The following is a 22004-nucleotide window of genomic DNA, read 5'->3' as shown; positions in this document are numbered from 1 at the left end:
GCGTTAGCGCCACCCGGCAAAAAAGCCCGGTGTTTATACTCACCGGGCTTTTTATTAGTTGCGATACAGCACCTTAATGATGTGGTATCCGAACTGAGTGTGCAGTGGGCCGGTTGGCTCCAGCACCGGGCAGGAGAAGACCACTTTGTCGAATGCCGGAACCATCTGGCCTTGACGAAACTCACCTAAGTCACCGCCTCTTTTGCCTGACGGGCAGATAGAGTGCTTTTTCGCCAGTTTGCCAAAGTCGGCGCCATTCTTGATTTGTTCCAGAAGATCCAGCGCCAGCTTCTCTTCTTTTACCAGGATATGCAGTGCTGCTGCGGTTTTCGCCATTATTTCGCTCTCATGTCTCAAAGGTTGCCCGCCACTTTATCATTCCTTAGGGCGTCGGACATATACTCTTCGCCATCGCAGGACAGATGTCCCGCCGGGTTTAATGAACCGGGAGATGAACGACACTTTTATCAGACATATTCCCTCTGCAACAGGACAGCCGTCCTGTCTTTCCATCTCAGGAGAGAGATAACATGAGCTCAATGAAAAACGCAGAATTTTCAGGCGACTGGCTGACGGGGCTAACCCAAATCGTACGCGATCCGCAGCTGTATGAGCTGCTCAAATATTGCCCGCTGGACATCATGCAGTGCTGGCGCGTTGAGGAAATACCTCGCGGAGCGCTGATTTGCCGTCAGGGTGACATTTGTCGGCAATTCTCGCTGATTGTTTCCGGTGAGGTGGATGTCTTTTACGAAGCTGAAGACGGGCGCCGTTATCGGCAGGCACATTACCGCAAAGGCGACATGCTGGGCGAGCTGGAGATTTTTGAGTCGCGGCATTACATCTGTTCGGTGATGGCGGTTGGCAGCGTTCAGTTGTTAAGCCTGCCGCAGGCGGATTTTCATCGCTGGCTGGCGCTGGATAACCATTTTAACCAGCGGATGCTGCGCTTTTTCAGCCAGCAATATTATCAGTTGTCGAAAAAGGCCAGCAGCGACAATTTGTACTCGCTGTATCAACGGGTTTGCCAGGCATTATGGCAGCGATATCAACATGATGAATCGACCACGATTTTGCTGGATAAACAAAATCTCAGTCAGGAATTTGCGGCGACGACGCGCAGTATCAACCGTATTTTGCACGATCTGAAATCGCTGAAAATTATTGATACCGACGGTGAGCGGATCGTCTTATTAGCCCCTGAAAAACTGAAACAGGAGGCGGAGATCTGAGTCCCTCAGCACAGTAAGGAGACAGAAGATGCAACCCCATATTCGATTAAGCAATAGCATGACCGGTGCGCGGTATGCGCTATTGCCCGGCGATCCTGAGCGGGTGGACAGGATCACCCACTTTCTTGATAACCCTGAGATACTGGGGCAAAACCGGGAATTTCGGGCGGCGCGCGGCACATATAAAGGGATTGAGATTCTGGTGCTGTCGACGGGAATCGGCGGGCCATCAACGGCCATTGCCATTGAAGAGTTACGGCAGATTGGCGTAGACACGCTGATTCGCATCGGTAGCTGTGGGGCATTGCAGGATACGCTGGCGCTGGGCGATCTGATTATCGCCAACGGTGCGGTCGCCGATGACGGCACCAGCAAAACCTACGCGCCAGCCTGCTATCCGGCCTGCGCAGACCCGCAGCTTATCGCCACGTTGATCCAGCAGGCGAAGCAGATGAACATTTCTGCGATTTGCGGACTGGTGCGCAGCCACGACAGCTTTTATACCGATCGTGAAGCTGAACTGGATGCGGAATGGTCAGCGCGCGGCATTCTCGGGGCGGATATGGAAACGGCGGCGCTGATGGTGGTCGGCGCATTACGTGGGCTGCGTACGGCGTCGTTGCTGAACGTGGTCGTTGCCCACAACGGCTGTCTGGACAGCAGTATTAATGATTATGTTCAACAGGAAACGCTGTGCCTGCAGGGTGAAGAACGTCAGATTTCCCTGGCGCTACAGGCCATTTATTTCGATAGCCAGCAAGGAGAGCAATGATGGACTTTTTCAGTATTAACAACGTGATGGTCAACATTCCTCTCGGCGAAGGCGGGTATGCGCTGTCGTGGATTGAGGCTATCGGCACGGTCTTTGGTTTATTGTGCATCTGGTGCGCCAGCCGGGAAAAAATCATCAATTACCTGTTTGGTCTGATTAATGTCACCCTGTTTGCCGCGATCTTTTTCCAGATTCAGCTATATGCCAGCCTGTTGCTTCAGGTGTTCTTCTTTGCCGCCAATATCTATGGCTGGTATGCGTGGAGCCGTCAGAATGAGGCGCAAGAGGCAGCGCTGAAGGTGCGCTGGCTCTCCCGCCAGCAAACGCTGGTGCTGAGTGGTGTGTGTATTGTCGCCATCCTGCTGATGACGCGGTTTATCGACCCGGTGTTCGCCATGCTGACCCATATTATGCTCGGGATGCTGCAAACGGTAGGAGTTCAGGTGGCGATGCCAGAGCTACAGCCAGACGCGTTCCCGTTCTGGGATTCCACCATGCTGGTGTTGTCGATCGCGGCGATGGTGCTGATGACCCGCAAATATGTGGAAAACTGGCTGCTGTGGGTGCTTATCGACGTCATTAGCGTGGTGATTTACGCGGTACAGGGCGTCTATGCGATGTCGCTGGAGTATGTCCTGCTAACGGCGATTGCGATTATGGGATCGTACAGCTGGGTCCTGAGCGCAAAACGTAACGGCTATACGCCGCTTGCCGCCAGCACCTCCTGATTAACGCTTTCCAGGCTGTCTGAAAGGGCAGCCTGTTACTCCCTCGGCCCTGCTTTCTGCTACAATCCTTCCCCCGTTCGAAGATTGAGCAATATTCCCATGCGTTTAAACCCCGGCCAACAACACGCTGTCGAATTCGTCACCGGTCCCTGCCTGGTGCTGGCGGGCGCAGGTTCTGGTAAGACTCGCGTTATTACCAATAAAATCGCCCATCTGATTCGTGGTTGCGGCTATCAGGCGCGCCATATTGCGGCAGTGACCTTTACCAATAAAGCGGCGCGTGAAATGAAAGAGCGTGTCGGGCAAACGCTGGGGCGTAAAGAGGCGCGCGGGCTGATGATCTCCACTTTCCATACGCTGGGGCTGGATATCATCAAACGTGAATATGCGGCGTTGGGGATGAAATCGAACTTTTCGCTGTTTGACGATACCGATCAGGTCGCATTGCTGAAAGAGCTGACTGACGGTCTGATTGAAGATGACAAAGTTATCTTGCAACAGCTGATCTCGACGATCTCTAACTGGAAAAACGATCTGATGACGCCCACTCAGGCGGCGGCAAGCGCAAAAGGGGAGCGCGACCGTATCTTCGCTCACTGTTATGGTCTGTACGATGCACATCTGAAGGCCTGCAATGTGCTCGATTTTGACGACCTGATTCTATTGCCGACGCTGCTGCTACAGCGTAATGAAGAGGTGCGTGAGCGCTGGCAGAACAGGATTCGCTATCTGCTGGTGGATGAATACCAGGATACCAACACCAGTCAGTATGAACTGGTGAAACTGCTGGTGGGAAGCCGCGCGCGCTTTACGGTGGTGGGTGATGATGACCAGTCGATCTACTCCTGGCGCGGCGCGCGTCCGCAAAACCTGGTGTTGTTGAGTAAGGATTTCCCGGCGCTACAGGTGATCAAGCTGGAGCAGAACTATCGTTCCTCCGGGCGCATTCTGAAAGCGGCGAATATCCTGATTGCCAATAACCCTCACGTCTTTGAAAAACGCCTCTTTTCTGAACTGGGCTATGGCGCGGAACTCAAGGTGCTGAGCGCGAACAATGAAGAACACGAGGCCGAACGCGTTACTGGCGAGCTGATTGCCCATCACTTTGTGAATAAGACTGAATACAAGGATTACGCCATTCTGTATCGCGGGAACCACCAGTCGCGGGTGTTTGAAAAATTCCTTATGCAGAACCGTATCCCCTACAAAATTTCTGGCGGCACGTCGTTCTTCTCCCGCCCGGAGATTAAAGACCTGCTGGCCTATCTGCGCGTATTGACCAACCCGGATGATGACAGCGCTTTCCTGCGGATTGTGAATACGCCAAAACGAGAAATCGGCCCGGCCACGCTGCAAAAGCTGGGCGAATGGGCGATGACGCGCAACAAGAGTCTGTTTACCGCCAGTTTTGATGTGGGGCTGAACCAGACGCTGACCGGGCGCGGCTATGATTCACTGACCCGCTTCACCCATTGGCTGGGGGAAATTCAGCGTCTGGCGGAGCGTGAACCGATTGCCGCCGTGCGCGATCTCATCCACGGTATTGATTACGAATCCTGGTTGTATGAGACCTCGCCGAGCCCAAAAGCGGCGGAAATGCGCATGAAGAACGTCAACCAGTTGTTTAGCTGGATGACCGAAATGCTTGAAGGTAACGAACTTGACGAACCCATGACGCTCACCCAGGTGGTGACGCGCTTTACGCTGCGCGACATGATGGAGCGTGGTGAAAGTGAAGAAGAGTTGGATCAGGTACAGCTCATGACGCTGCATGCCTCGAAAGGGCTGGAGTTCCCGTACGTGTTTATGGTGGGGATGGAAGAAGGATTCCTGCCGCACCAGAGCAGCATTGACGAAGACAATATCGATGAGGAGCGCCGTCTGGCCTATGTGGGGATCACCCGCGCGCAGAAAGAGCTGATCTTCACGCTGTGCAAAGAGCGTCGTCAGTACGGCGAACTGGTGCGCCCGGAACCAAGCCGCTTTTTGCTGGAACTGCCGCAGGACGATCTTATCTGGGAGCAGGAGCGTAAAGTGGTAACGGCCGAGGAGCGGATGCAGAAAGGGCAGGCCAGCATAGCCAATATCCGCGCCATGATGGCGAAAGCAAAAGCGAAGTAGGTATTTTCCAGGCCGGATAAGCGTAAGCGCCATCCGGCAGCCAGCATCTAATGAACGTCCAAAGGCCAGTGGACATAGCTTTGCCACTGGCTTTCCTGATCGATCAACTCTTTACCCAGCGGGTGATGCTCCAGCCACCCTTGCGGCAAGGTTAACGTCAGATTCTCATCCTGCGCCTGCAACGTAATTTGTGGCACCAGATCGTCACGGCGACGGCTGGCAAAAATGATCGCCAGACGCAACAGGCGACAAAGATGTTCAGCGACGCGCGGCGGCACCGCATTCTGCTGGTGGAGGGAAGAGAGGTCGATCGGGTTGGTCTGATTTAACAACAGGGTGGCTAACAGCTTCTTTTGCGCGGGGGTGAATCCCGGTAAATCCAGATTACGCACCAGATAAGCCGCGTGCTGCGGCGCCTGTTTAAAATCAACGCTCAGGCCGATTTCATGCAGCTGACAGGCACTGGTCAGGAGTTCGCGACTGATCGGCTCAAGATGCCACTTATCTTCCACCTGATCGAGAAAGTTTACCGCCAGATCCGCTACGCGATGCGCCTGTTCGGTATCGACCATAAACCGACGCTGAATGTTACGCAGCGTGCGGCTGCGAATATCCTGATCCACCGCCAGATGCAGCATGCCATACACCAACCCTTCGCGCAGCGCTCCGCCCGCAAGCGTCATACACTGGATGTCCAGTTCGGTGAAAATCGCGATCAGAATGGCCAGACCGCTGGGGAATACCAGCGCGCGTTCCAGCGTTAACCCTTCAATTTCCAGCTCTTCCAGACGGCCGCAATGAATTGCGCGTTGCTTCAGCTGTTGAAGTTTCGCCAATGTGATGCGCTCATCCATGCCCTGCGCCATCATGATTTCCTGCAACGCCTGGACGGTGCCAGACGCGCCTACGCAGACTTTCCAGCCATGCTTGCGTAGCTCATCGGCGACCGGACGCAGCACTTCACGCGCGGCTTTTTCCGCTTCATCGAAGTTTTCTTGCGCCAGATTGCGATCGGTAAAGTAGCGTTCAAGCCAGGTGACGCAGCCCATTGACAGGCTAAACAGAGAGGTGGTTTGTGCGCCGGTTCCGGTGACCAGTTCGGTGCTGGCGCCGCCAATATCGACCACCAGACGCTGATCGGCGCCGCCGGTGGTATGGGCAACACCCTGATAAATCAGCCGCGCTTCTTCTTCGCCGCTAATGACCTGGACAGGGCAACCGAGGATCTCCTGCGCTTTGGCAATAAACTCGCTCGCATTGACGGCGAGACGCAGCGTTGCCGTGGCGACGACGCAGATTTGCGGTTGAGGAATATCCTGTAGGCGTTCAGCGAAAAGGCGCAGACATTGCCAGCCGCGCTCCATCGCTTCAGCGGAAAGCGAATTATCACTGTTCAGGCCCGCAGCCAGACGCACCTTGCGCTTAATTCGCGTGAGCGTCTGGATGCTTCCAGCCACCTCGCGTACAACCAGCATATGAAAACTATTGGAACCGAGATCAATTGCGGCATACAGCGAAGTGGAAGTGAGCATATATTACGTTAACCTGAACGACGACGATTACGCGGCGCGCCGGTGCGACGCGGTCCATTGCCTGGGCGCGAGCGCGTCAGGCGCAACGGCTTCGGCAAATTGGTCATCAGCGCTTCCGGGTTATATTTGCTGACCGGGATAGAGTGACCAATATAAGCCTCAATAGCGGGCAGGTTCAGCGCGTACTCTTCACAGGCCAGGCTGATAGAGTGACCGCTCGCTCCTGCGCGACCCGTACGTCCGATACGGTGAACGTAGTCTTCGCAATCATCCGGCAGGTCATAGTTAAAGACGTGCGTTACGGCCGGAATGTGCAGACCGCGCGCGGCAACGTCGGTTGCGACGAGGATATCGAGATCGCCACGGGTAAACTCGTCGAGGATACGCAGACGTTTTTTCTGCGCAACGTCGCCGGTCAACAGGCCGACACGATGACCGTCAGCTGCCAGATGCCCCCAGATGTCTTCGCAGCGGTGCTTGGTATTGGCGAAAACAATGGCGCGATCCGGCCACTCTTCTTCGATCAGCGTTTGCAGCAAACGCATCTTCTCTTCGTTAGAAGGGTAGAAGAGCTCTTCTTTAATACGGTGGCCTGTCTTTTGTTCCGGTTCCACTTCAACATATTCGGCGTTGTTCATCTGCTCGAACGCCAGTTCGCGAACACGGTAAGAGAGGGTTGCGGAGAACAGCATGTTCAGACGCTGATTGGCCGGCGGCATGCGGCGGAACAGCCAGCGGATGTCTTTAATAAAGCCCAGATCGTACATGCGATCGGCTTCATCCAATACGACGACCTGAATGGCGCCGAGGTTAATGTGGTTTTGTTTCGCGTAGTCGATCAGACGACCCGTGGTGCCGATCAGAATATCGACGCCGCTTTCCAGCACTTTCAGCTGTTTGTCGTAGCCGTCACCGCCGTAGGCCAGGCCTAATTTCAGGCCGGTAGTCTGCGCCAGCGGTTCCGCATCGGCGTGGATCTGCACGGCCAACTCACGCGTCGGCGCCATAATTAAGGCGCGCGGCTGGTTCACCTTGCGATCGTCAATCGCGGGATGAGAGAGAAGATAATGAAACGAAGACGTCAGGAACGCCATCGTTTTTCCGGTTCCGGTTTGCGCCTGCCCTGCGACATCACGACCCGCCAGCGTTAGCGGGAGGGCCAATGCCTGAATGGGCGTACAATTATGAAACCCTTTATTTTCAAGGGCTTCTATCACCTTTGGGTGCAGGGCGAAGTCGGAAAACTTCTGTTCTGTTAAATGTGTTTTGCTCATAGTGTGGTAGAATATCAGCTTACTATTGCTTTACGAAAGCGTATCCGGTGAAATAAAGTCAACCTTTAGTTGGTTAATGCGACATCAACACGTCGTTGATGAAGGCGAAACCAACACACCAGGCTTATTCCTGTGGAGTTATTATGAGCGATAAAATTATTCACCTGACTGACGACAGTTTTGACACGGATGTACTCAAAGCGGACGGGGCTATCCTCGTTGATTTCTGGGCAGAGTGGTGCGGACCGTGCAAAATGATCGCCCCGATTCTGGATGAAATCGCTGACGAATATCAGGGCAAATTGACGGTTGCTAAACTGAACATCGACCAAAACCCAGGCACCGCGCCGAAGTATGGTATCCGTGGCATCCCGACCCTGCTGTTGTTCAAAAACGGTGAAGTCGCAGCAACCAAAGTGGGCGCACTGTCCAAAGGTCAGCTGAAAGAGTTCCTCGACGCCAACCTGGCGTAAGACGGAAGTTTCATGTTCGGGTGACCAGCATCCTAAATTATTCGGATGACTGGACGCCCGGCTTGAGTCGTGCTAACTTAGTGTTGACTTCGTATTAAACATACCTTATTAAGTTTGAGTCTTGTTTTTTCCAACGCTTCCCGTTTTTTCTCGCGCGAGAAGTGAACAGATTCCTGGCTTGTCACTCAATCCGTCTTGTCGTTTCAGTTCTGTGTACTTTCCTGTGACCAGACAGCGAACAGACATGAGTTGGTGGCCGTAAACAGGCATGGATGATCCTGCCATACCATTCACAACATTAAGTTCGAGATTTACCCCAAGTTTAAGAACTCACACCATTATGAATCTTACCGAATTAAAGAATACGCCGGTTTCTGAGCTGATCACTCTCGGCGAAAATATGGGGCTGGAAAACCTGGCTCGTATGCGCAAGCAGGACATTATTTTTGCCATCCTGAAGCAGCACGCAAAGAGTGGCGAAGATATCTTTGGTGACGGTGTGCTGGAGATATTGCAGGATGGATTTGGTTTCCTCCGCTCTGCAGACAGCTCCTACCTCGCCGGTCCTGATGACATCTACGTTTCTCCCAGCCAAATCCGCCGTTTCAACCTCCGCACTGGTGACACCATTTCTGGTAAGATTCGCCCGCCAAAAGAAGGCGAACGTTACTTTGCGCTGTTGAAAGTTAACGAAGTTAACTACGACAAACCTGAAAACGCCCGTAATAAAATCCTCTTTGAGAACTTAACGCCGCTGCACGCGAACTCACGTCTGCGTATGGAACGTGGTAACGGTTCTACTGAAGATTTAACGGCTCGCGTACTGGATCTGGCTTCCCCGATTGGTCGTGGTCAGCGTGGTCTGATCGTCGCACCGCCGAAAGCGGGTAAAACTATGCTGTTGCAGAACATCGCGCAGAGCATTGCTTACAACCATCCTGACTGTGTACTGATGGTGCTGCTGATCGACGAACGTCCAGAAGAAGTGACCGAAATGCAGCGTCTGGTAAAAGGCGAAGTGGTTGCTTCCACCTTCGACGAACCGGCATCCCGTCACGTTCAGGTTGCTGAAATGGTAATCGAGAAGGCGAAGCGTCTGGTTGAACACAAAAAAGACGTCATCATTCTGCTCGACTCCATCACTCGTCTGGCTCGCGCCTACAACACCGTGGTTCCGGCTTCCGGTAAAGTCCTGACCGGTGGTGTGGACGCCAACGCCCTGCACCGTCCGAAGCGTTTCTTCGGCGCGGCGCGTAACGTGGAAGAGGGCGGCAGCCTGACCATCATCGCAACGGCGCTGATCGACACCGGTTCTAAGATGGATGAAGTGATCTACGAAGAGTTTAAAGGCACCGGCAACATGGAGCTGCACCTCTCCCGTAAGATCGCTGAAAAACGCGTCTTCCCGGCTATCGACTACAACCGTTCCGGTACGCGTAAAGAAGAGCTGCTCACCACTCAGGAAGAGCTACAGAAAATGTGGATCCTGCGCAAAATCATCCATCCGATGGGTGAAATTGACGCGATGGAATTCCTCATTAACAAGCTGGCAATGACCAAGACCAACGACGACTTCTTTGACATGATGAAGCGCTCGTAAGTCCGGCTGATACCGAAAACGCCACGTTTTTACGTGGCGTTTTTCTTTTGCGATTTATCTGATCTGTTAGTCAAATAAACAAGTCATCATCACATTCATTATGTGGAATTGCTGTGGGCTGTATAAACTACGAGTGGTCGAAAGTGTAATGTTCTGAATGCTCTCTTCTAGAGACAGACGTAACGCATTATACTTTAAGGAAATGATATATGCTGAGAGCACATACACTGTGAATTTACTCGCTGCTTTATCTGAGCTAATCAGTATTTTTTTATTCACAACCATTTTTATTTTTCTTGCGCGAAAAGTAGCCATCAAGATAGGTTTAGTGGATAAACCCAATTTTCGTAAACGGCACCAGGGGGTGGTTCCTTTGGTTGGCGGGATTTCTGTGTTCGCAGGAATCAGCTTTATGTTTGCTCTCTCGGATTACTATATTCCGCACGCATCGTTATACCTTTTTTCTGCTGGTGTGCTGGTTTTGGTCGGCGCATTGGATGATCGTTTTGACATTAGCGTGAAAATTCGCGCTGTGGTACAGGCCGCTATTGCTGTTGTCATGATGGTGATAGGGAAACTCCATCTCAGTAGCCTGGGGTATATTTTCGGTCCCTGGGAATTGGTGCTCGGCCCCTTTGGCTATTTCCTCACGCTCTTTGCCGTCTGGGCGGCGATCAATGCTTTCAATATGGTTGATGGTATTGATGGCTTACTTGGCGGGCTGTCCAGCGTCTCATTTGCCGCAATGGGGCTGATTCTGTGGTTTGATGGGCAGACGAGTCTGGCGGTATGGTGTTTCGCCATGATCGCCGCGATTCTGCCCTATATCATGTTAAACCTTGGTGTTCTGGGGCGTCGTTATAAAGTCTTTATGGGCGATGCGGGCAGTACGCTGATTGGCTTCACGGTTATCTGGATCCTGCTGGAAACCACGCAGGGTAAAACGCATCCTATCAGCCCGGTTACTGCGCTGTGGATTATTGCGATTCCATTAATGGACATGGTGGCGATTATGTATCGTCGCCTGCGTAAGGGCATGAGCCCCTTTTCTCCCGATCGCCAGCATATTCATCATTTGATCATGCGTGCAGGGTTTACTTCCCGACAGGCATTTGTTCTCATTACGCTCGCCGCTGCGATTCTGGCTTCCATTGGCGTTGCCGCAGAATATTCCCATTTTGTTCCAGAATGGGTCATGTTGGTGCTCTTTTTGCTAGCATTCTTCCTTTACGGTTACTGCATTAAGCGTGCCTGGAAGGTGGCGCGATTTATTAAGCGCGTGAAGCGCAGACTACGCAGAAACCGTGATAACAATCCAACGATAACCAAGTAAATTGAGGATGCGATGACACAACCATTACCGGGGGCACACGCCGTGAGCGCTGAAAATGAACTGGATATTCGTGGGTTGTTTCGTACCTTGTGGGCTGGGAAGCTATGGATTGTGGGAACAGGGCTGGCTTTTGCGCTGATTGCGTTAGCGTATACGTTTTTTGCCCGTCAGGAGTGGAGCGCAACGGCGATTTCCGACCGCCCCACCGTCAATATGCTGGGCGGCTATTACTCCCAACAGCAGTTTTTGCGCAACCTTGATATCAAAGCCAGCCTCGCGCCGGCCGATCAGCCTTCGGTAATGGATGAAGCGTATAAAGAGTTCGTCATGCAACTGGCGTCCTGGGATACGCGTCGCGATTTCTGGCTACAGACCGATTATTACAAGCAGCGCATGGTCGGCAACAGCAAAGCCGATGCCGCGATGCTGGATGAAATGATCAATAACATTCAGTTCACGCCAGGCGATTTCACTCGCAACACCAATGATAGCGTGAAGCTGATTGCGGAAACGGCGCCCGATGCCAACAACCTGCTTCGCCAGTATGTGGCGTTTGCCAGCCAGCGTGCGGCGAGCCATCTGAATGATGAGTTAAAAGGCGCATGGGCCGCGCGGACTATCCAGATGAAAGCGCAGGTTAAACGCCAGGAAGAGGTGGCGAAAAGCATTTTCTCTCGTCGTGTTCATAGCATTGAACAGGCGCTCAAAATTGCCGAGCAGCATAATATTTCTCGTACGGCGACCGATGTTCCTGCCGATGAATTACCCGACTCTGAGCTGTTTTTGCTTGGCCGCCCTATGCTACAAGCGCGTCTTGAAAACCTTCAGGCTGTCGGTCCGGCATTCGATCTGGACTATGATCAAAACCGGGCCATGTTGAATACGCTGAACGTGGGGCCGACGCTGGACCCGCGTTTCCAGACCTATCGTTATTTGCGCACGCCGGAAGAACCGGTAAAACGCGATAGCCCGCGCCGTGCTTTCCTGATGGTTATGTGGGGCATTGTTGGGGCGCTGATCGGGGCTGGCGTCGCATTAACCCGCCGTCGCGCGATTTAGCAACATCTCAGCAGTGAGGGGTTAGGCCTTCACTGCCTATTCGAAGAGAATCGATGTGAAAGTACTGACTGTATTTGGCACGCGACCGGAGGCCATTAAGATGGCGCCTCTGGTTCATGCGCTGGCAAAGGACCCTCATTTTGAGGCAAAAGTCTGCGTTACTGCGCAGCATCGGGAGATGCTCGATCAGGTTTTGAATCTCTTTTCTATTGTGCCTGACTACGATCTCAATATTATGCAGCCGGGTCAGGGGCTGACAGAGATTACCTGTCGAATCCTGGAAGGATTAAAACCGATTCTTGCCGATTTTAAACCTGATGTCGTATTGGTGCATGGCGATACGACAACCACTCTCGCCACCAGTCTGGCGGCTTTCTACCAGCGTATTCCTGTCGGTCATGTAGAGGCCGGGCTGCGAACCGGCGATCTCTACTCCCCCTGGCCTGAAGAGGCGAACCGCACCCTGACCGGTCGCCTGGCGATGTACCATTTTGCGCCGACGGAGAATTCACGGCAGAATTTACTGCGGGAACAGATCCCTGATAACCACATCTTTGTCACCGGCAATACCGTGATTGATGCGCTGATCTGGGTGCGCGATCGCGTACTGGCCAGCGATACGCTACGTGCCGAACTGGCAAAGCGGTATCCTTTCCTGTGTGACGATAAAAAAATGATCCTGGTGACCGGACATCGCCGTGAGAGCTTTGGCCGGGGGTTTGAGCAAATCTGTCATGCGCTGGCGGAGATAGCCGCTACCAATCAGGATGTACAAATTGTGTATCCGGTTCACCTGAACCCCAACGTCAGCGAACCGGTTAACCGCATCCTGGGTCATGTTGAAAATGTGATACTGATTGAGCCGCAGGATTACCTGCCGTTTGTCTGGCTGATGAACCACGCCTGGCTGATCCTTACCGATTCCGGCGGGATTCAGGAAGAGGCGCCGTCATTAGGCAAACCGGTGTTGGTTATGCGCGAAATGACGGAACGGCCAGAAGCCGTTACCGCTGGCACGGTGCGTCTGGTGGGAACCGATTCACACCGTATTGTGGAAGAAGTCACACGTTTGCTGCACGACGAAAATGAATATCAAACCATGAGCCGCGCCCATAATCCTTATGGCGACGGACAGGCGTGCGGCCGCATTTTACACGCGTTAAAAAATAATCGGGTATCGCTATGAGTTTTACGACCATTTCTGTTATTGGGCTGGGATACATCGGGTTGCCGACGGCTGCGGCCTTTGCTTCTCGCCAAAAGCACGTTATTGGCGTGGATATCAATCAGCAGGCGGTGGACACCATCAACCGTGGAGCCATCCATATTGTTGAGCCGGATCTGGATAGCGTCGTGAAAACTGCGGTTGAAGGCGGATTCCTCCGGGCCACGACAACGCCGGTAGCAGCCGACGCGTACTTGATCGCCGTGCCGACGCCGTTCAAGGGCGATCACGACCCCGATATGGTTTATGTCGAAGCGGCCGCAAAATCTATTGCTCCCGTATTGAAAAAAGGCGCGCTGGTCATCCTCGAATCCACCTCGCCGGTGGGCGCGACAGAACAAATGGCCGCATGGCTGGCGGAAATGCGCCCGGATCTGACTTTCCCGCAGCTGGCGGGGGAACAGGCTGATGTGAACATTGCCTACTGCCCGGAGCGCGTATTGCCAGGTCAGGTCATGGTGGAGCTCATCAAGAATGATCGCGTGATTGGCGGCATGACGCCAGTATGTTCCGCGCGTGCCAGCGAGTTGTACAAGATTTTCCTTGAAGGCGAGTGTGTGGTGACTAATTCCCGCACCGCCGAAATGTGTAAGCTCACGGAAAACAGCTTCCGTGACGTCAATATCGCCTTTGCGAACGAGCTGTCGCTGATTTGCGCCGATCAGGGGATTAACGTCTGGGAACTGATTCGTCTGGCGAATCGTCATCCGCGCGTGAATATTCTCCAGCCTGGGCCGGGCGTGGGCGGCCACTGCATCGCCGTCGATCCGTGGTTTATCGTGGCGCAAAACCCGCAGCAGGCGCGGCTGATCCGTACCGCGCGTGAAGTGAACGACGGTAAACCACACTGGGTGGTGGCGCAGGTGAAAGCCGCAGTGGCGGACTGCCTGACGGCAACGAATAAGCGCGCCAGCGACATCAAAATCGCCTGCTTTGGTCTGGCGTTTAAACCGAATATTGACGATCTGCGTGAAAGCCCGGCGATGGGCATTGCGCAGGAGATTGCGCACTGGCATGCCGGTGAAACGCTGGTGGTAGAGCCTAATATTCATCAGTTGCCGAAAAAACTGGAAGGTCGCTGCACGTTAGCCACGCTGGAAAATGCGCTGGCGGAAGCGGATGTGCTGGTCATGTTGGTTGACCATCATCCGTTTAAAGCGATTAACGGCGACGCCGTGCGGCAACGCTACATTGTGGATACGAAAGGAGTCTGGCGCTGATGAAACGGATTCTGGTCACTGGCGGCGCGGGATTTATCGGCTCTGCCGTTGTGCGCCACATCATTGATGAAACCCCCGACGCCGTGGTGGTGGTGGATAAGCTCACCTACGCCGGAAACCTGATGTCGCTGGCGCCAGTTGCACAGCATGAGCGCTTTGCCTTTGAGAAAGTGGATATCTGCGATCGGGCATCGCTGGACCGCGTTTTTCAGCAGTACCAGCCGGATTACGTGATGCATCTGGCGGCGGAAAGCCACGTTGACCGGTCTATCGACGGCCCGGCTGCGTTTATTGAAACCAATATCGTGGGAACCTACACGCTGCTGGAAGCGGCCCGGACTTACTGGGCGACGCTCAATGATGAGAAAAAATCAGCGTTTCGTTTCCACCATATCTCCACTGACGAGGTGTATGGCGATCTGCATTCCACGGATGATTTCTTTACTGAGACCACGCCGTATGCGCCGAGCAGTCCTTATTCCGCCTCGAAAGCCAGCAGCGATCACCTGGTGCGCGCGTGGTTGCGCACCTATGGTCTGCCGACGCTGGTCACTAACTGTTCCAATAATTACGGCCCTTACCACTTCCCGGAAAAGCTGATCCCATTGATGATCCTGAACGCGCTGGCGGGTAAACCGCTGCCGGTGTATGGCAATGGACAACAGATCCGCGACTGGCTGTACGTTGAAGATCACGCCAGGGCGCTGTATCGCGTGCTGACGGCGGGCGAAGTGGGGGAGACATATAACATTGGCGGCCATAATGAGCGTAAGAATCTGGAGGTTGTGGAAACGATTTGCGATCTGCTGGAAGAACTTGCGCCACAAAAACCGCAGGGCGTGGCGCATTATCGCTCCCTGATCGCTTTTGTGGATGACCGTCCAGGCCATGATTTACGCTATGCCATCGACGCAGCGAAAATTGCGCGTGAACTTGGCTGGACGCCGCAGGAAACCTTTGAAAGCGGAATGCGGAAAACCGTGCAGTGGTATCTGGCGAATGAGGCCTGGTGGAAGCCCGTGCAGGATGGCAGCTATCAGGGTGAACGTTTAGGTCTGAAGGGCTAAACCCGGAGGAGGAACGCATGAAAGGTATCATTCTGGCGGGCGGCTCTGGCACCCGCCTGCATCCGATTACGCGCGGCGTGTCAAAGCAGCTTCTGCCGATTTATGACAAGCCGATGATCTACTATCCGCTGTCGGTACTGATGCTGGCGGGTATCCGGGAAATCCTGATTATCACCACACCGGAAGATAAGCACTATTTTCAGCGTCTGCTGGGCGATGGTTCGGAGTTTGGCATTGAGTTGCAATATGCCGAACAACCCAGCCCGGATGGGCTGGCGCAGGCCTTTATCATTGGTGAAACATTCCTTAACGGCGAGCCGTCTTGTCTTGTACTGGGCGACAATATCTTCTTTGGTCAGGGTTTCAGCCCGAAATTGCGTCATGTGGCGGCGCGAACCGAAGGGGCGACCGTTTTTGGTTATCAGGTTATGGACCCGGAACGTTTTGGCGTCGTGGAGTTCGACGACAATTTTCGCGCGGTCTCGCTGGAAGAGAAGCCGAAACAGCCGAAATCAAACTGGGCGGTGACCGGTCTCTATTTTTACGACAGCAAGGTAGTAGAGTATGCGAAGCGCGTGAAGCCTTCCGAGCGCGGTGAGCTGGAGATTACGTCCATTAATCAGATGTACCTTAATGACGGCAAGCTGACGGTTGAGTTGCTCGGTCGCGGCTTTGCGTGGCTGGATACCGGCACCCATGACAGCCTGATTGAAGCGAGCACGTTTGTGCAGACGGTTGAAAAACGCCAGGGCTTCAAAATCGCCTGTCTGGAAGAGATCGCCTGGCGCAACGGCTGGCTGGATGACGAGGGCGTAAAACGCGCCGCCAGTTCTTTAGCGAAAACCGGCTACGGCCAATATTTACTGGAGCTACTCCGTGCCCGTCCGCGCCAGTATTGAACCATTAACGTGGGAAAATACGTTCTTTGGCGTCAATAGCGCTATTGTTCGCGTGAACCCTGCCGCGCCGGTGTTAACGCCAGAGGCATTGCAACCCTGGTCGCGCGTGCAGGCGAAAATTTCTGCTGCGCGCACGGATGAATTAGATGCGCTGCAACAGTTGGGGTTTTCGCTGGTAGAAGGCGAAGTCGACTTCAGCCTGCCGGTCGCTGGCGTTGAACGTATTTCTGGCGTGGAAATTGCACAAATTGCCGATATTCCCGCGTTACGTCAACAGGCGTCCGCCGCGTTTGCGCAAAGCCGTTTCCGCGCACCGTGGTATGCGCCGGACGCCAGCGCCCGTTTTTATGCTCAGTGGATTGAAAATGCCGTGCGCGGCACCTTCGATCACCAGTGTCTGGTTATCCGGGCGGCGAATAACGATATTCGCGGGTTTGTCTCGCTGCGCGAACTGAACGACACCGATGCGCGCATCGGCCTGCTGGCCGGGCGTGGCGCAGGAGCAGAATTAATGCAGGCGGCGCTCGCGTGGGCGCAGTCTCGCGGAAAGACAACATTGCGGGTGGCGACCCAGATGGGCAACACCGCCGCGCTTAAACGTTATATACAGAGCGGTGGCAACGTAGAAAGCACCGCGTACTGGTTATACAGGTGACAAAATGATTCCATTTAACGCGCCGCCGGTGGTGGGAACCGAACTCGATTACATGCAGTCAGCGCTGGGAAGCGGCAAACTTTGCGGAGATGGCGGCTTTACGCGCCGTTGCCAGCAGTGGCTGGAGCAACGTTTTGGCAGCGCTAAAGTGTTGCTGACGCCATCCTGTACGGCGTCACTTGAAATGGCGGCATTGCTGCTGGACATCCAGCCGGGCGATGAAGTCATTATGCCAAGCTACACCTTCGTTTCTACCGCCAATGCCTTTGTGCTGCGCGGGGCGAAAATCATTTTCGTCGATATCCGCCCGGATACCATGAACATTGATGAAACGCTGATTGAAGCGGCGATTACCGACAAGACGCGCGTCATTGTCCCGGTGCATTACGCGGGCGTAGCCTGCGAAATGGACACCATTATGGCGATTGCGAAGCGTCATAATCTGTTTGTGGTGGAAGATGCCGCGCAGGGCGTGATGTCGACCTGGAAAGGCCGTGCGCTGGGGACGATTGGTCATATCGGTTGCTTCAGTTTTCACGAAACCAAAAACTACACGGCAGGTGGTGAAGGCGGCGCGACGCTGATTAACGACCGTTCCCTGATTGAACGGGCGGAAATCATCCGTGAAAAAGGCACCAATCGCAGCCAGTTCTTCCGGGGACAGGTGGATAAATACACCTGGCGGGATATCGGCTCCAGCTATCTGATGTCCGATCTCCAGGCGGCGTATCTGTGGGCGCAGCTGGAAGCGGCCGATCGCATCAATCAACAGCGTCTGGCGCTGTGGCAGACCTACTATGACGCACTGGTGCCGCTGGCGCGCGCGGGACGTATTGACCTGCCTTCTATCCCGGACGACTGTAGGCACAACGCGCATATGTTTTATATCAAGTTGCGGGATATTACCGATCGCAGCGCGCTGATCAACTTCCTGAAAGAAGCGGAAATCATGGCGGTGTTCCATTACATCCCGCTACATGATTGTCCGGCAGGCGACAAGTTTGGCGAGTTCCGTGGCGAAGATCGGTACACCACCAAAGAGAGCGAGCGCCTGCTGCGCTTGCCGCTGTTTTATAATCTGTCTCCCGTTAATCAGCGAACGGTGATTTCGACCTTGCTGAACTATTTCTCCTGATATGTCGCTTGCGAAAGCGTCCCTGTGGACGGCCGCCAGTACGCTGGTGAAAATTGGCGCAGGCTTACTGGTCGTAAAACTGCTGGCGGTGTCGTTTGGCCCTGCGGGCGTCGGCCAGGCGGGTAACTTCCGCCAGATGGTGACCGTGCTCGGCGTGCTGGCCGGGGCCGGGATATTTAACGGGGTGACGAAGTATGTTGCTCAGCATCATGATAACCCTGCCCGGTTGCGTAACGTGGTGGGCACTTCATCCGCAATGGTGCTGGGGTTCTCCACGCTACTGGCGCTGGTCTTCGTGCTGGCGGCGGCCCCCATTAGCCAGGGGCTGTTTGGGCACAGCCACTACCAGGGGCTGGTGCGTTTAGTGGCGCTGGTGCAGATGGGGATCGCCTGGGCGAACCTGCTGCTGGCGCTGATGAAAGGGTTTCGTGACGCTGCCGGGAATGCGCTGTCGCTGATTGTGGGGAGCCTGGTGGGGGTTGTGGCCTACTATGGCTGCTACCGTCTGGGCGGCTATGAAGGTGCGCTGCTGGGTCTGGCGCTGGTGCCTGCGCTGGTGGTGATCCCGGCGGCGATTATGCTGATTAAACGCGGCGCGATCCCGCTTAGCTACCTGAAACCGTCGTGGGATAAAGGGCTTGCCGGACAGCTCAGCAAATTTACGCTGATGGCGCTGATTACGTCCGTCACGCTACCGGTGGCTTATGTGATGATGCGAAACCTGCTGGCGGCGCATTACAGCTGGGATGATGTTGGTATCTGGCAGGGCGTAAGCAGTATTTCCGATGCCTATCTACAATTTATTACCGCCTCGTTTAGCGTGTACTTATTGCCAACGCTGTCGCGTCTGACCGAAAAGCAGGCGATTACGCGCGAAGTGGTGAAATCGCTGAAATTTGTTCTGCCTGCGGTGGCGGCGGCGAGTTTTACGGTCTGGCTGCTGCGCGATTTCGCCATCTGGCTGCTCTTTTCCGCCAAATTCACCGCCATGCGCGATCTGTTCGCCTGGCAACTGGTGGGCGATGTGCTGAAAGTGGGCGCGTACGTTTTTGGCTATCTGGTGATCGCGAAAGCGTCGCTGCGGTTTTATATTCTGGCTGAGATTAGCCAGTTCATTTTGTTGACGGCATTCGCTCACTGGCTTATCCCCGCGCATGGCGCGCTGGGGGCGGCACAGGCGTATATGGCCACTTATGTGGTCTATTTCTCTCTCTGTTGTGGCGTGTTTTTACTCTGGCGTAGGCGGGCATGACTGTACTGATTCACGTACTGGGATCGGATATCCCTCACCATAATCAAACCGTGCTGCGGTTTTTCAATGATGCGCTGGCCGCGACAAGCGAGCATGCGCGCGTGTTTATGGTTGCAGGTCAGGATGCGGGGCTCAGGGAAAGCTGCCCGGCTCTGTCGCTGAGTTTCTACGCCGGGAAAAAAACGCTGGCTGAGGCGGTCATCGCCAAAGCGAAAGCCAATCGCCGGCAACGTTTCTTCTTCCACGGTCAGTTCAATACCAGCCTGTGGCTGGCGCTGCTAAGTGGCGGAATCAAACCTGAGCAGTTTTACTGGCACATCTGGGGCGCGGATCTGTATGAAGTTTCCCGTGGGCTGAAATTCCGTCTGTTTTACCCCGTTCGCCGCATGGCGCAAAATCGAGTGGGCTGTGTGTTCGCTACTCGTGGCGATTTGAGCTATTTCGCCCGTCAGCACCCGCGCGTGCGCGGTGAACTGCTCTATTTCCCGACGCGAATGGACTCTTCGTTTAATAACATGGCAAACGATCGTTCGCGTGAAGGGAAAATGACGGTTCTGGTGGGTAACTCCGGCGATCGCAGTAACGAACATATTGCGGCGTTACGCGCGGTGTATCAGCAGTTCGGCGACACGGTAAATGTGATCGTGCCGATGGGCTATCCGGCCAATAACGACGTGTACATTGATGAAGTCCGTCAGGCGGGACTGGCGCTGTTCAGTGCGGAAAATTTACACATCCTCAGCGAAAAACTGGAATTCGATGCTTATCTGGCGCTGCTTCGCCAGTGCGACCTCGGGTATTTCATCTTTGCCCGTCAGCAGGGAATCGGCACGTTGTGCCTGCTTATCCAGGCAGGTGTCCCGTGCGTGCTTAACCGTGAGAACCCGTTCTGGCAGGATATGGCGGAGCAGCATCTGCCCGTGTTGTTCACGACGGACGCGCTTAATGAGGGCGTGGTTCGTGAGGCGCAGCGGCAGCTGGCGTCCGTGGATAAAAGCGGGATCACCTTCTTTAGCCCAAATTACCTTGAAGCGTGGTATAACGCGTTACGCATTGCCGCAGGAGACGCCGCATGAGCCTGATGCAATTTAGCGGGTTACTGGTCGTCTGGCTGCTCTCCACGCTGTTTATCGCCACGTTGACCTGGTTTGAGTTTCGCCGCGTGCGCTTTAACTTCAACGTATTCTTTTCATTGCTGTTTTTGCTGACCTTTTTCTTCGGCTTCCCGTTGACCAGCGTGCTGGTGTTCCGCTTTGACGTCGGCGTGGCACCGCCGGAAATCCTGTTGCAGGCGTTATTGTCCGCTACGTGTTTTTATGCCGTTTATTACGTGACCTATAAAACCCGCTTACGTAAACGCGTGACGGATGTGCCGCGCAAGCCGCTATTTACCATGAACCGGGTGGAGACTCACCTTACCTGGGTCATGCTGATGGGGATTGCACTGGTGAGCGTTGGCATCTTCTTTATGCACAATGGGTTCCTGCTGTTCCGGCTGCACTCTTACAGCCAGATCTTCTCCAGCGAAGTCTCCGGCGTGGCATTGAAACGCTTCTTCTACTTCTTTATTCCGGCGATGCTGGTGATCTACTTCCTGCGCCAGGACAGTAAAGCGTGGCTGTTTTTCCTGGTGAGTACCGTTGCGTTTGGCCTGCTGACCTACATGATTGTTGGCGGCACGCGCGCTAACATCATCATCGCGTTTGCCATCTTCCTGTTTATCGGCATTATTCGTGGCTGGATCTCGCTGTGGATGCTGGTGGCGGCGGGTGTGCTGGGAATTGTCGGGATGTTCTGGCTGGCGCTGAAGCGCTATGGGCTGAACGTGAGCGGCGATGAGGCGTTTTACACTTTCCTGTATCTGACCCGCGATACCTTCTCGCCGTGGGAGAACCTGGCGCTGCTGTTGCAAAACTACGACAACATCGATTTCCAGGGACTGGCGCCGATCGTCCGTGATTTTTATGTCTTTATTCCTTCGTGGCTGTGGCCTGGACGTCCGGGCATTGTGCTGAATTCAGCCAACTACTTTACCTGGGAAGTGCTGAACAACCACTCTGGCCTCGCCATTTCCCCCACGCTGATTGGTTCGCTGGTGGTGATGGGCGGCGCGCTGTTTATCCCTCTGGGGGCGGTCGCGGTTGGGCTGATTATCAAATGGTTTGACTGGCTGTATGAGCTTGGCAACCGCGAGACGAATCGCTATAAGGCGGCGATTTTGCACAGTTTCTGCTTTGGCGCCATCTTCAATATGATTGTTCTGGCGCGAGAAGGGCTGGATTCTTTTGTCTCGCGAGTGGTCTTTTTCCTCGTGATTTTTGGTGCCTGCCTGCTGGTGGCAAAACTTTTGTTCTGGCTTTTCGATTGTGCCGGGTTGGTCCATCAACGGGCGAAACCGCAGCCGCAGACTCAGGTTGAAGGATAATA

The 22004-nt window shown here is 54.2% G+C and carries 21 protein-coding genes; 18 read left to right on the top strand and 3 right to left on the bottom strand.

Annotation, left to right across the window (positions count from 1 at the left end):
* Positions 1 to 54 precede the first annotated feature (54 nt).
* A complete protein-coding gene (gene ppiC / locus OGX81_RS06595) occupies positions 55 to 336 on the bottom strand; it encodes a peptidylprolyl isomerase PpiC (RefSeq protein ID WP_001140251.1) in 282 nt (93 codons plus the stop codon).
* Between the two features lie 194 nt (positions 337 to 530).
* On the opposite strand from ppiC, the gene OGX81_RS06590 reads away from it, so the two are divergent.
* The 4 genes from OGX81_RS06590 to rep all read left to right on the top strand — a co-directional run bounded on the left by OGX81_RS06590 (position 531) and on the right by rep (position 4853).
* Positions 531 to 1232, top strand: a complete 702-nt coding sequence (locus OGX81_RS06590; RefSeq protein ID WP_104867970.1) for a Crp/Fnr family transcriptional regulator — start codon at positions 531 to 533, stop codon at positions 1230 to 1232.
* 28 nt (positions 1233 to 1260) lie between these two features.
* Positions 1261 to 2004 (top strand): nucleoside phosphorylase, encoded by a 744-nt coding sequence (locus tag OGX81_RS06585; RefSeq protein ID WP_104867969.1) that lies wholly within the window; start codon positions 1261 to 1263, stop codon positions 2002 to 2004.
* The gene (pnuC, locus tag OGX81_RS06580; RefSeq protein ID WP_104867968.1) at positions 2004 to 2732 is read left to right on the top strand and encodes a nicotinamide riboside transporter PnuC; all 729 of its coding nucleotides are present in this window, start codon (positions 2004 to 2006) and stop codon (positions 2730 to 2732) included. Before OGX81_RS06585 ends, pnuC begins: the two co-directional genes overlap by 1 nt.
* Before the next feature lie 99 nt (positions 2733 to 2831).
* Positions 2832 to 4853, top strand: a complete 2022-nt coding sequence (rep, locus tag OGX81_RS06575) for a DNA helicase Rep (RefSeq protein ID WP_104867967.1) — start codon at positions 2832 to 2834, stop codon at positions 4851 to 4853.
* A 47-nt stretch (positions 4854 to 4900) separates the two neighbouring features.
* Here rep and gppA read toward each other — a convergent pair whose 3' ends face one another.
* Together gppA and rhlB are read right to left on the bottom strand one after the other, a co-directional pair.
* Positions 4901 to 6385 (bottom strand): guanosine-5'-triphosphate,3'-diphosphate diphosphatase, encoded by a 1485-nt coding sequence (gene gppA, locus OGX81_RS06570; protein WP_104867966.1) that lies wholly within the window; start codon positions 6383 to 6385, stop codon positions 4901 to 4903.
* A gap of 8 nt (positions 6386 to 6393) precedes the next feature.
* Positions 6394 to 7659: an ATP-dependent RNA helicase RhlB gene (gene rhlB, locus OGX81_RS06565; protein WP_012131132.1), complete on the bottom strand. Its 1266-nt coding sequence runs from the start codon at positions 7657 to 7659 to the stop codon at positions 6394 to 6396.
* A 143-nt stretch (positions 7660 to 7802) separates the two neighbouring features.
* Between rhlB and trxA the strand changes: the two genes are divergently transcribed.
* From trxA to wzyE, 14 genes are all read left to right on the top strand, one after another.
* Positions 7803 to 8132, top strand: a complete 330-nt coding sequence (gene trxA, locus OGX81_RS06560) for a thioredoxin TrxA (protein ID WP_001280776.1) — start codon at positions 7803 to 7805, stop codon at positions 8130 to 8132.
* A gap of 169 nt (positions 8133 to 8301) precedes the next feature.
* Positions 8302 to 8394 (top strand): rho operon leader peptide, encoded by a 93-nt coding sequence (locus OGX81_RS06555; RefSeq protein WP_223849128.1) that lies wholly within the window; start codon positions 8302 to 8304, stop codon positions 8392 to 8394.
* Positions 8395 to 8472: 78 nt separating this feature from the next.
* Positions 8473 to 9732 (top strand): transcription termination factor Rho, encoded by a 1260-nt coding sequence (gene rho, locus OGX81_RS06550; RefSeq protein ID WP_002437993.1) that lies wholly within the window; start codon positions 8473 to 8475, stop codon positions 9730 to 9732.
* Positions 9733 to 9934: 202 nt separating this feature from the next.
* Positions 9935 to 11065, top strand: a complete 1131-nt coding sequence (wecA, locus tag OGX81_RS06545; RefSeq protein WP_012131134.1) for a UDP-N-acetylglucosamine--undecaprenyl-phosphate N-acetylglucosaminephosphotransferase — start codon at positions 9935 to 9937, stop codon at positions 11063 to 11065.
* Positions 11066 to 11077: 12 nt separating this feature from the next.
* On the top strand, positions 11078 to 12124 hold the full coding sequence (gene wzzE, locus OGX81_RS06540; protein ID WP_049009048.1) for an ECA polysaccharide chain length modulation protein: 1047 nt from the start codon (positions 11078 to 11080) through the stop codon (positions 12122 to 12124).
* Positions 12125 to 12179: 55 nt separating this feature from the next.
* Complete coding sequence (gene wecB, locus OGX81_RS06535) at positions 12180 to 13310, top strand: non-hydrolyzing UDP-N-acetylglucosamine 2-epimerase (protein ID WP_012131136.1); 1131 nt, start codon at positions 12180 to 12182, stop codon at positions 13308 to 13310.
* Entirely contained in the window at positions 13307 to 14569 is a 1263-nt protein-coding gene (gene wecC / locus OGX81_RS06530) for a UDP-N-acetyl-D-mannosamine dehydrogenase (RefSeq protein WP_104867965.1), read from the top strand. Before wecB ends, wecC begins: the two co-directional genes overlap by 4 nt.
* On the top strand, positions 14569 to 15636 hold the full coding sequence (gene rffG, locus OGX81_RS06525) for a dTDP-glucose 4,6-dehydratase (protein WP_049009044.1): 1068 nt from the start codon (positions 14569 to 14571) through the stop codon (positions 15634 to 15636). Before wecC ends, rffG begins: the two co-directional genes overlap by 1 nt.
* 17 nt (positions 15637 to 15653) lie before the next feature.
* Positions 15654 to 16535 (top strand): glucose-1-phosphate thymidylyltransferase RfbA, encoded by an 882-nt coding sequence (gene rfbA, locus OGX81_RS06520; RefSeq protein ID WP_012131139.1) that lies wholly within the window; start codon positions 15654 to 15656, stop codon positions 16533 to 16535.
* Complete coding sequence (gene rffC, locus OGX81_RS06515) at positions 16513 to 17190, top strand: dTDP-4-amino-4,6-dideoxy-D-galactose acyltransferase (RefSeq protein WP_012131140.1); 678 nt, start codon at positions 16513 to 16515, stop codon at positions 17188 to 17190. The genes rfbA and rffC overlap by 23 nt, the downstream gene beginning before the upstream one ends.
* A 4-nt stretch (positions 17191 to 17194) precedes the next feature.
* The gene (gene rffA, locus OGX81_RS06510; protein WP_104867964.1) at positions 17195 to 18325 is read left to right on the top strand and encodes a dTDP-4-amino-4,6-dideoxygalactose transaminase; all 1131 of its coding nucleotides are present in this window, start codon (positions 17195 to 17197) and stop codon (positions 18323 to 18325) included.
* A gap of 1 nt (position 18326) precedes the next feature.
* Positions 18327 to 19577 carry a lipid III flippase WzxE gene (gene wzxE / locus OGX81_RS06505; protein ID WP_060816125.1) on the top strand — a complete coding sequence of 417 codons (1251 nt, stop codon included), beginning with the start codon at positions 18327 to 18329 and terminating at the stop codon, positions 19575 to 19577.
* On the top strand, positions 19574 to 20653 hold the full coding sequence (locus tag OGX81_RS06500) for a TDP-N-acetylfucosamine:lipid II N-acetylfucosaminyltransferase (RefSeq protein ID WP_104867962.1): 1080 nt from the start codon (positions 19574 to 19576) through the stop codon (positions 20651 to 20653). The genes wzxE and OGX81_RS06500 overlap by 4 nt, the downstream gene beginning before the upstream one ends.
* Positions 20650 to 22002, top strand: a complete 1353-nt coding sequence (gene wzyE, locus OGX81_RS06495) for an ECA oligosaccharide polymerase (protein WP_104867961.1) — start codon at positions 20650 to 20652, stop codon at positions 22000 to 22002. Before OGX81_RS06500 ends, wzyE begins: the two co-directional genes overlap by 4 nt.
* The last annotated feature ends 2 nt before the right edge of the window (positions 22003 to 22004 follow it).

This window comes from Citrobacter sp. CK206 (genome assembly GCF_030333125.1).
In the GTDB taxonomy this organism is placed as follows: Bacteria; Pseudomonadota; Gammaproteobacteria; order Enterobacterales; family Enterobacteriaceae; genus Citrobacter_B; species Citrobacter_B koseri.
The sequence above is the reverse complement of the archived record's forward strand: the minus strand, read 5'-3'. Positions and strand labels throughout refer to the sequence as shown.

Coding starts and splice junctions, on each gene's coding strand:
- pnuC (WP_104867968.1), top strand. CDS start 2,004: ATGGACTTTTTCAGTATTAACAACGTGATGGTCAACATTCCTCTCGGC.
- OGX81_RS06590 (WP_104867970.1), top strand. CDS start 531: ATGAGCTCAATGAAAAACGCAGAATTTTCAGGCGACTGGCTGACGGGG.
- trxA (WP_001280776.1), top strand. CDS start 7,803: ATGAGCGATAAAATTATTCACCTGACTGACGACAGTTTTGACACGGAT.
- rhlB (WP_012131132.1), bottom strand. CDS start 7,659: ATGAGCAAAACACATTTAACAGAACAGAAGTTTTCCGACTTCGCCCTG.
- OGX81_RS06500 (WP_104867962.1), top strand. CDS start 19,574: ATGACTGTACTGATTCACGTACTGGGATCGGATATCCCTCACCATAAT.
- gppA (WP_104867966.1), bottom strand. CDS start 6,385: ATGCTCACTTCCACTTCGCTGTATGCCGCAATTGATCTCGGTTCCAAT.
- OGX81_RS06585 (WP_104867969.1), top strand. CDS start 1,261: ATGCAACCCCATATTCGATTAAGCAATAGCATGACCGGTGCGCGGTAT.
- rep (WP_104867967.1), top strand. CDS start 2,832: ATGCGTTTAAACCCCGGCCAACAACACGCTGTCGAATTCGTCACCGGT.
- rfbA (WP_012131139.1), top strand. CDS start 15,654: ATGAAAGGTATCATTCTGGCGGGCGGCTCTGGCACCCGCCTGCATCCG.
- rffA (WP_104867964.1), top strand. CDS start 17,195: ATGATTCCATTTAACGCGCCGCCGGTGGTGGGAACCGAACTCGATTAC.
- ppiC (WP_001140251.1), bottom strand. CDS start 336: ATGGCGAAAACCGCAGCAGCACTGCATATCCTGGTAAAAGAAGAGAAG.
- wzzE (WP_049009048.1), top strand. CDS start 11,078: ATGACACAACCATTACCGGGGGCACACGCCGTGAGCGCTGAAAATGAA.
- rffG (WP_049009044.1), top strand. CDS start 14,569: ATGAAACGGATTCTGGTCACTGGCGGCGCGGGATTTATCGGCTCTGCC.
- wecA (WP_012131134.1), top strand. CDS start 9,935: ATGATATATGCTGAGAGCACATACACTGTGAATTTACTCGCTGCTTTA.
- wzxE (WP_060816125.1), top strand. CDS start 18,327: ATGTCGCTTGCGAAAGCGTCCCTGTGGACGGCCGCCAGTACGCTGGTG.
- rho (WP_002437993.1), top strand. CDS start 8,473: ATGAATCTTACCGAATTAAAGAATACGCCGGTTTCTGAGCTGATCACT.
- wzyE (WP_104867961.1), top strand. CDS start 20,650: ATGAGCCTGATGCAATTTAGCGGGTTACTGGTCGTCTGGCTGCTCTCC.
- wecC (WP_104867965.1), top strand. CDS start 13,307: ATGAGTTTTACGACCATTTCTGTTATTGGGCTGGGATACATCGGGTTG.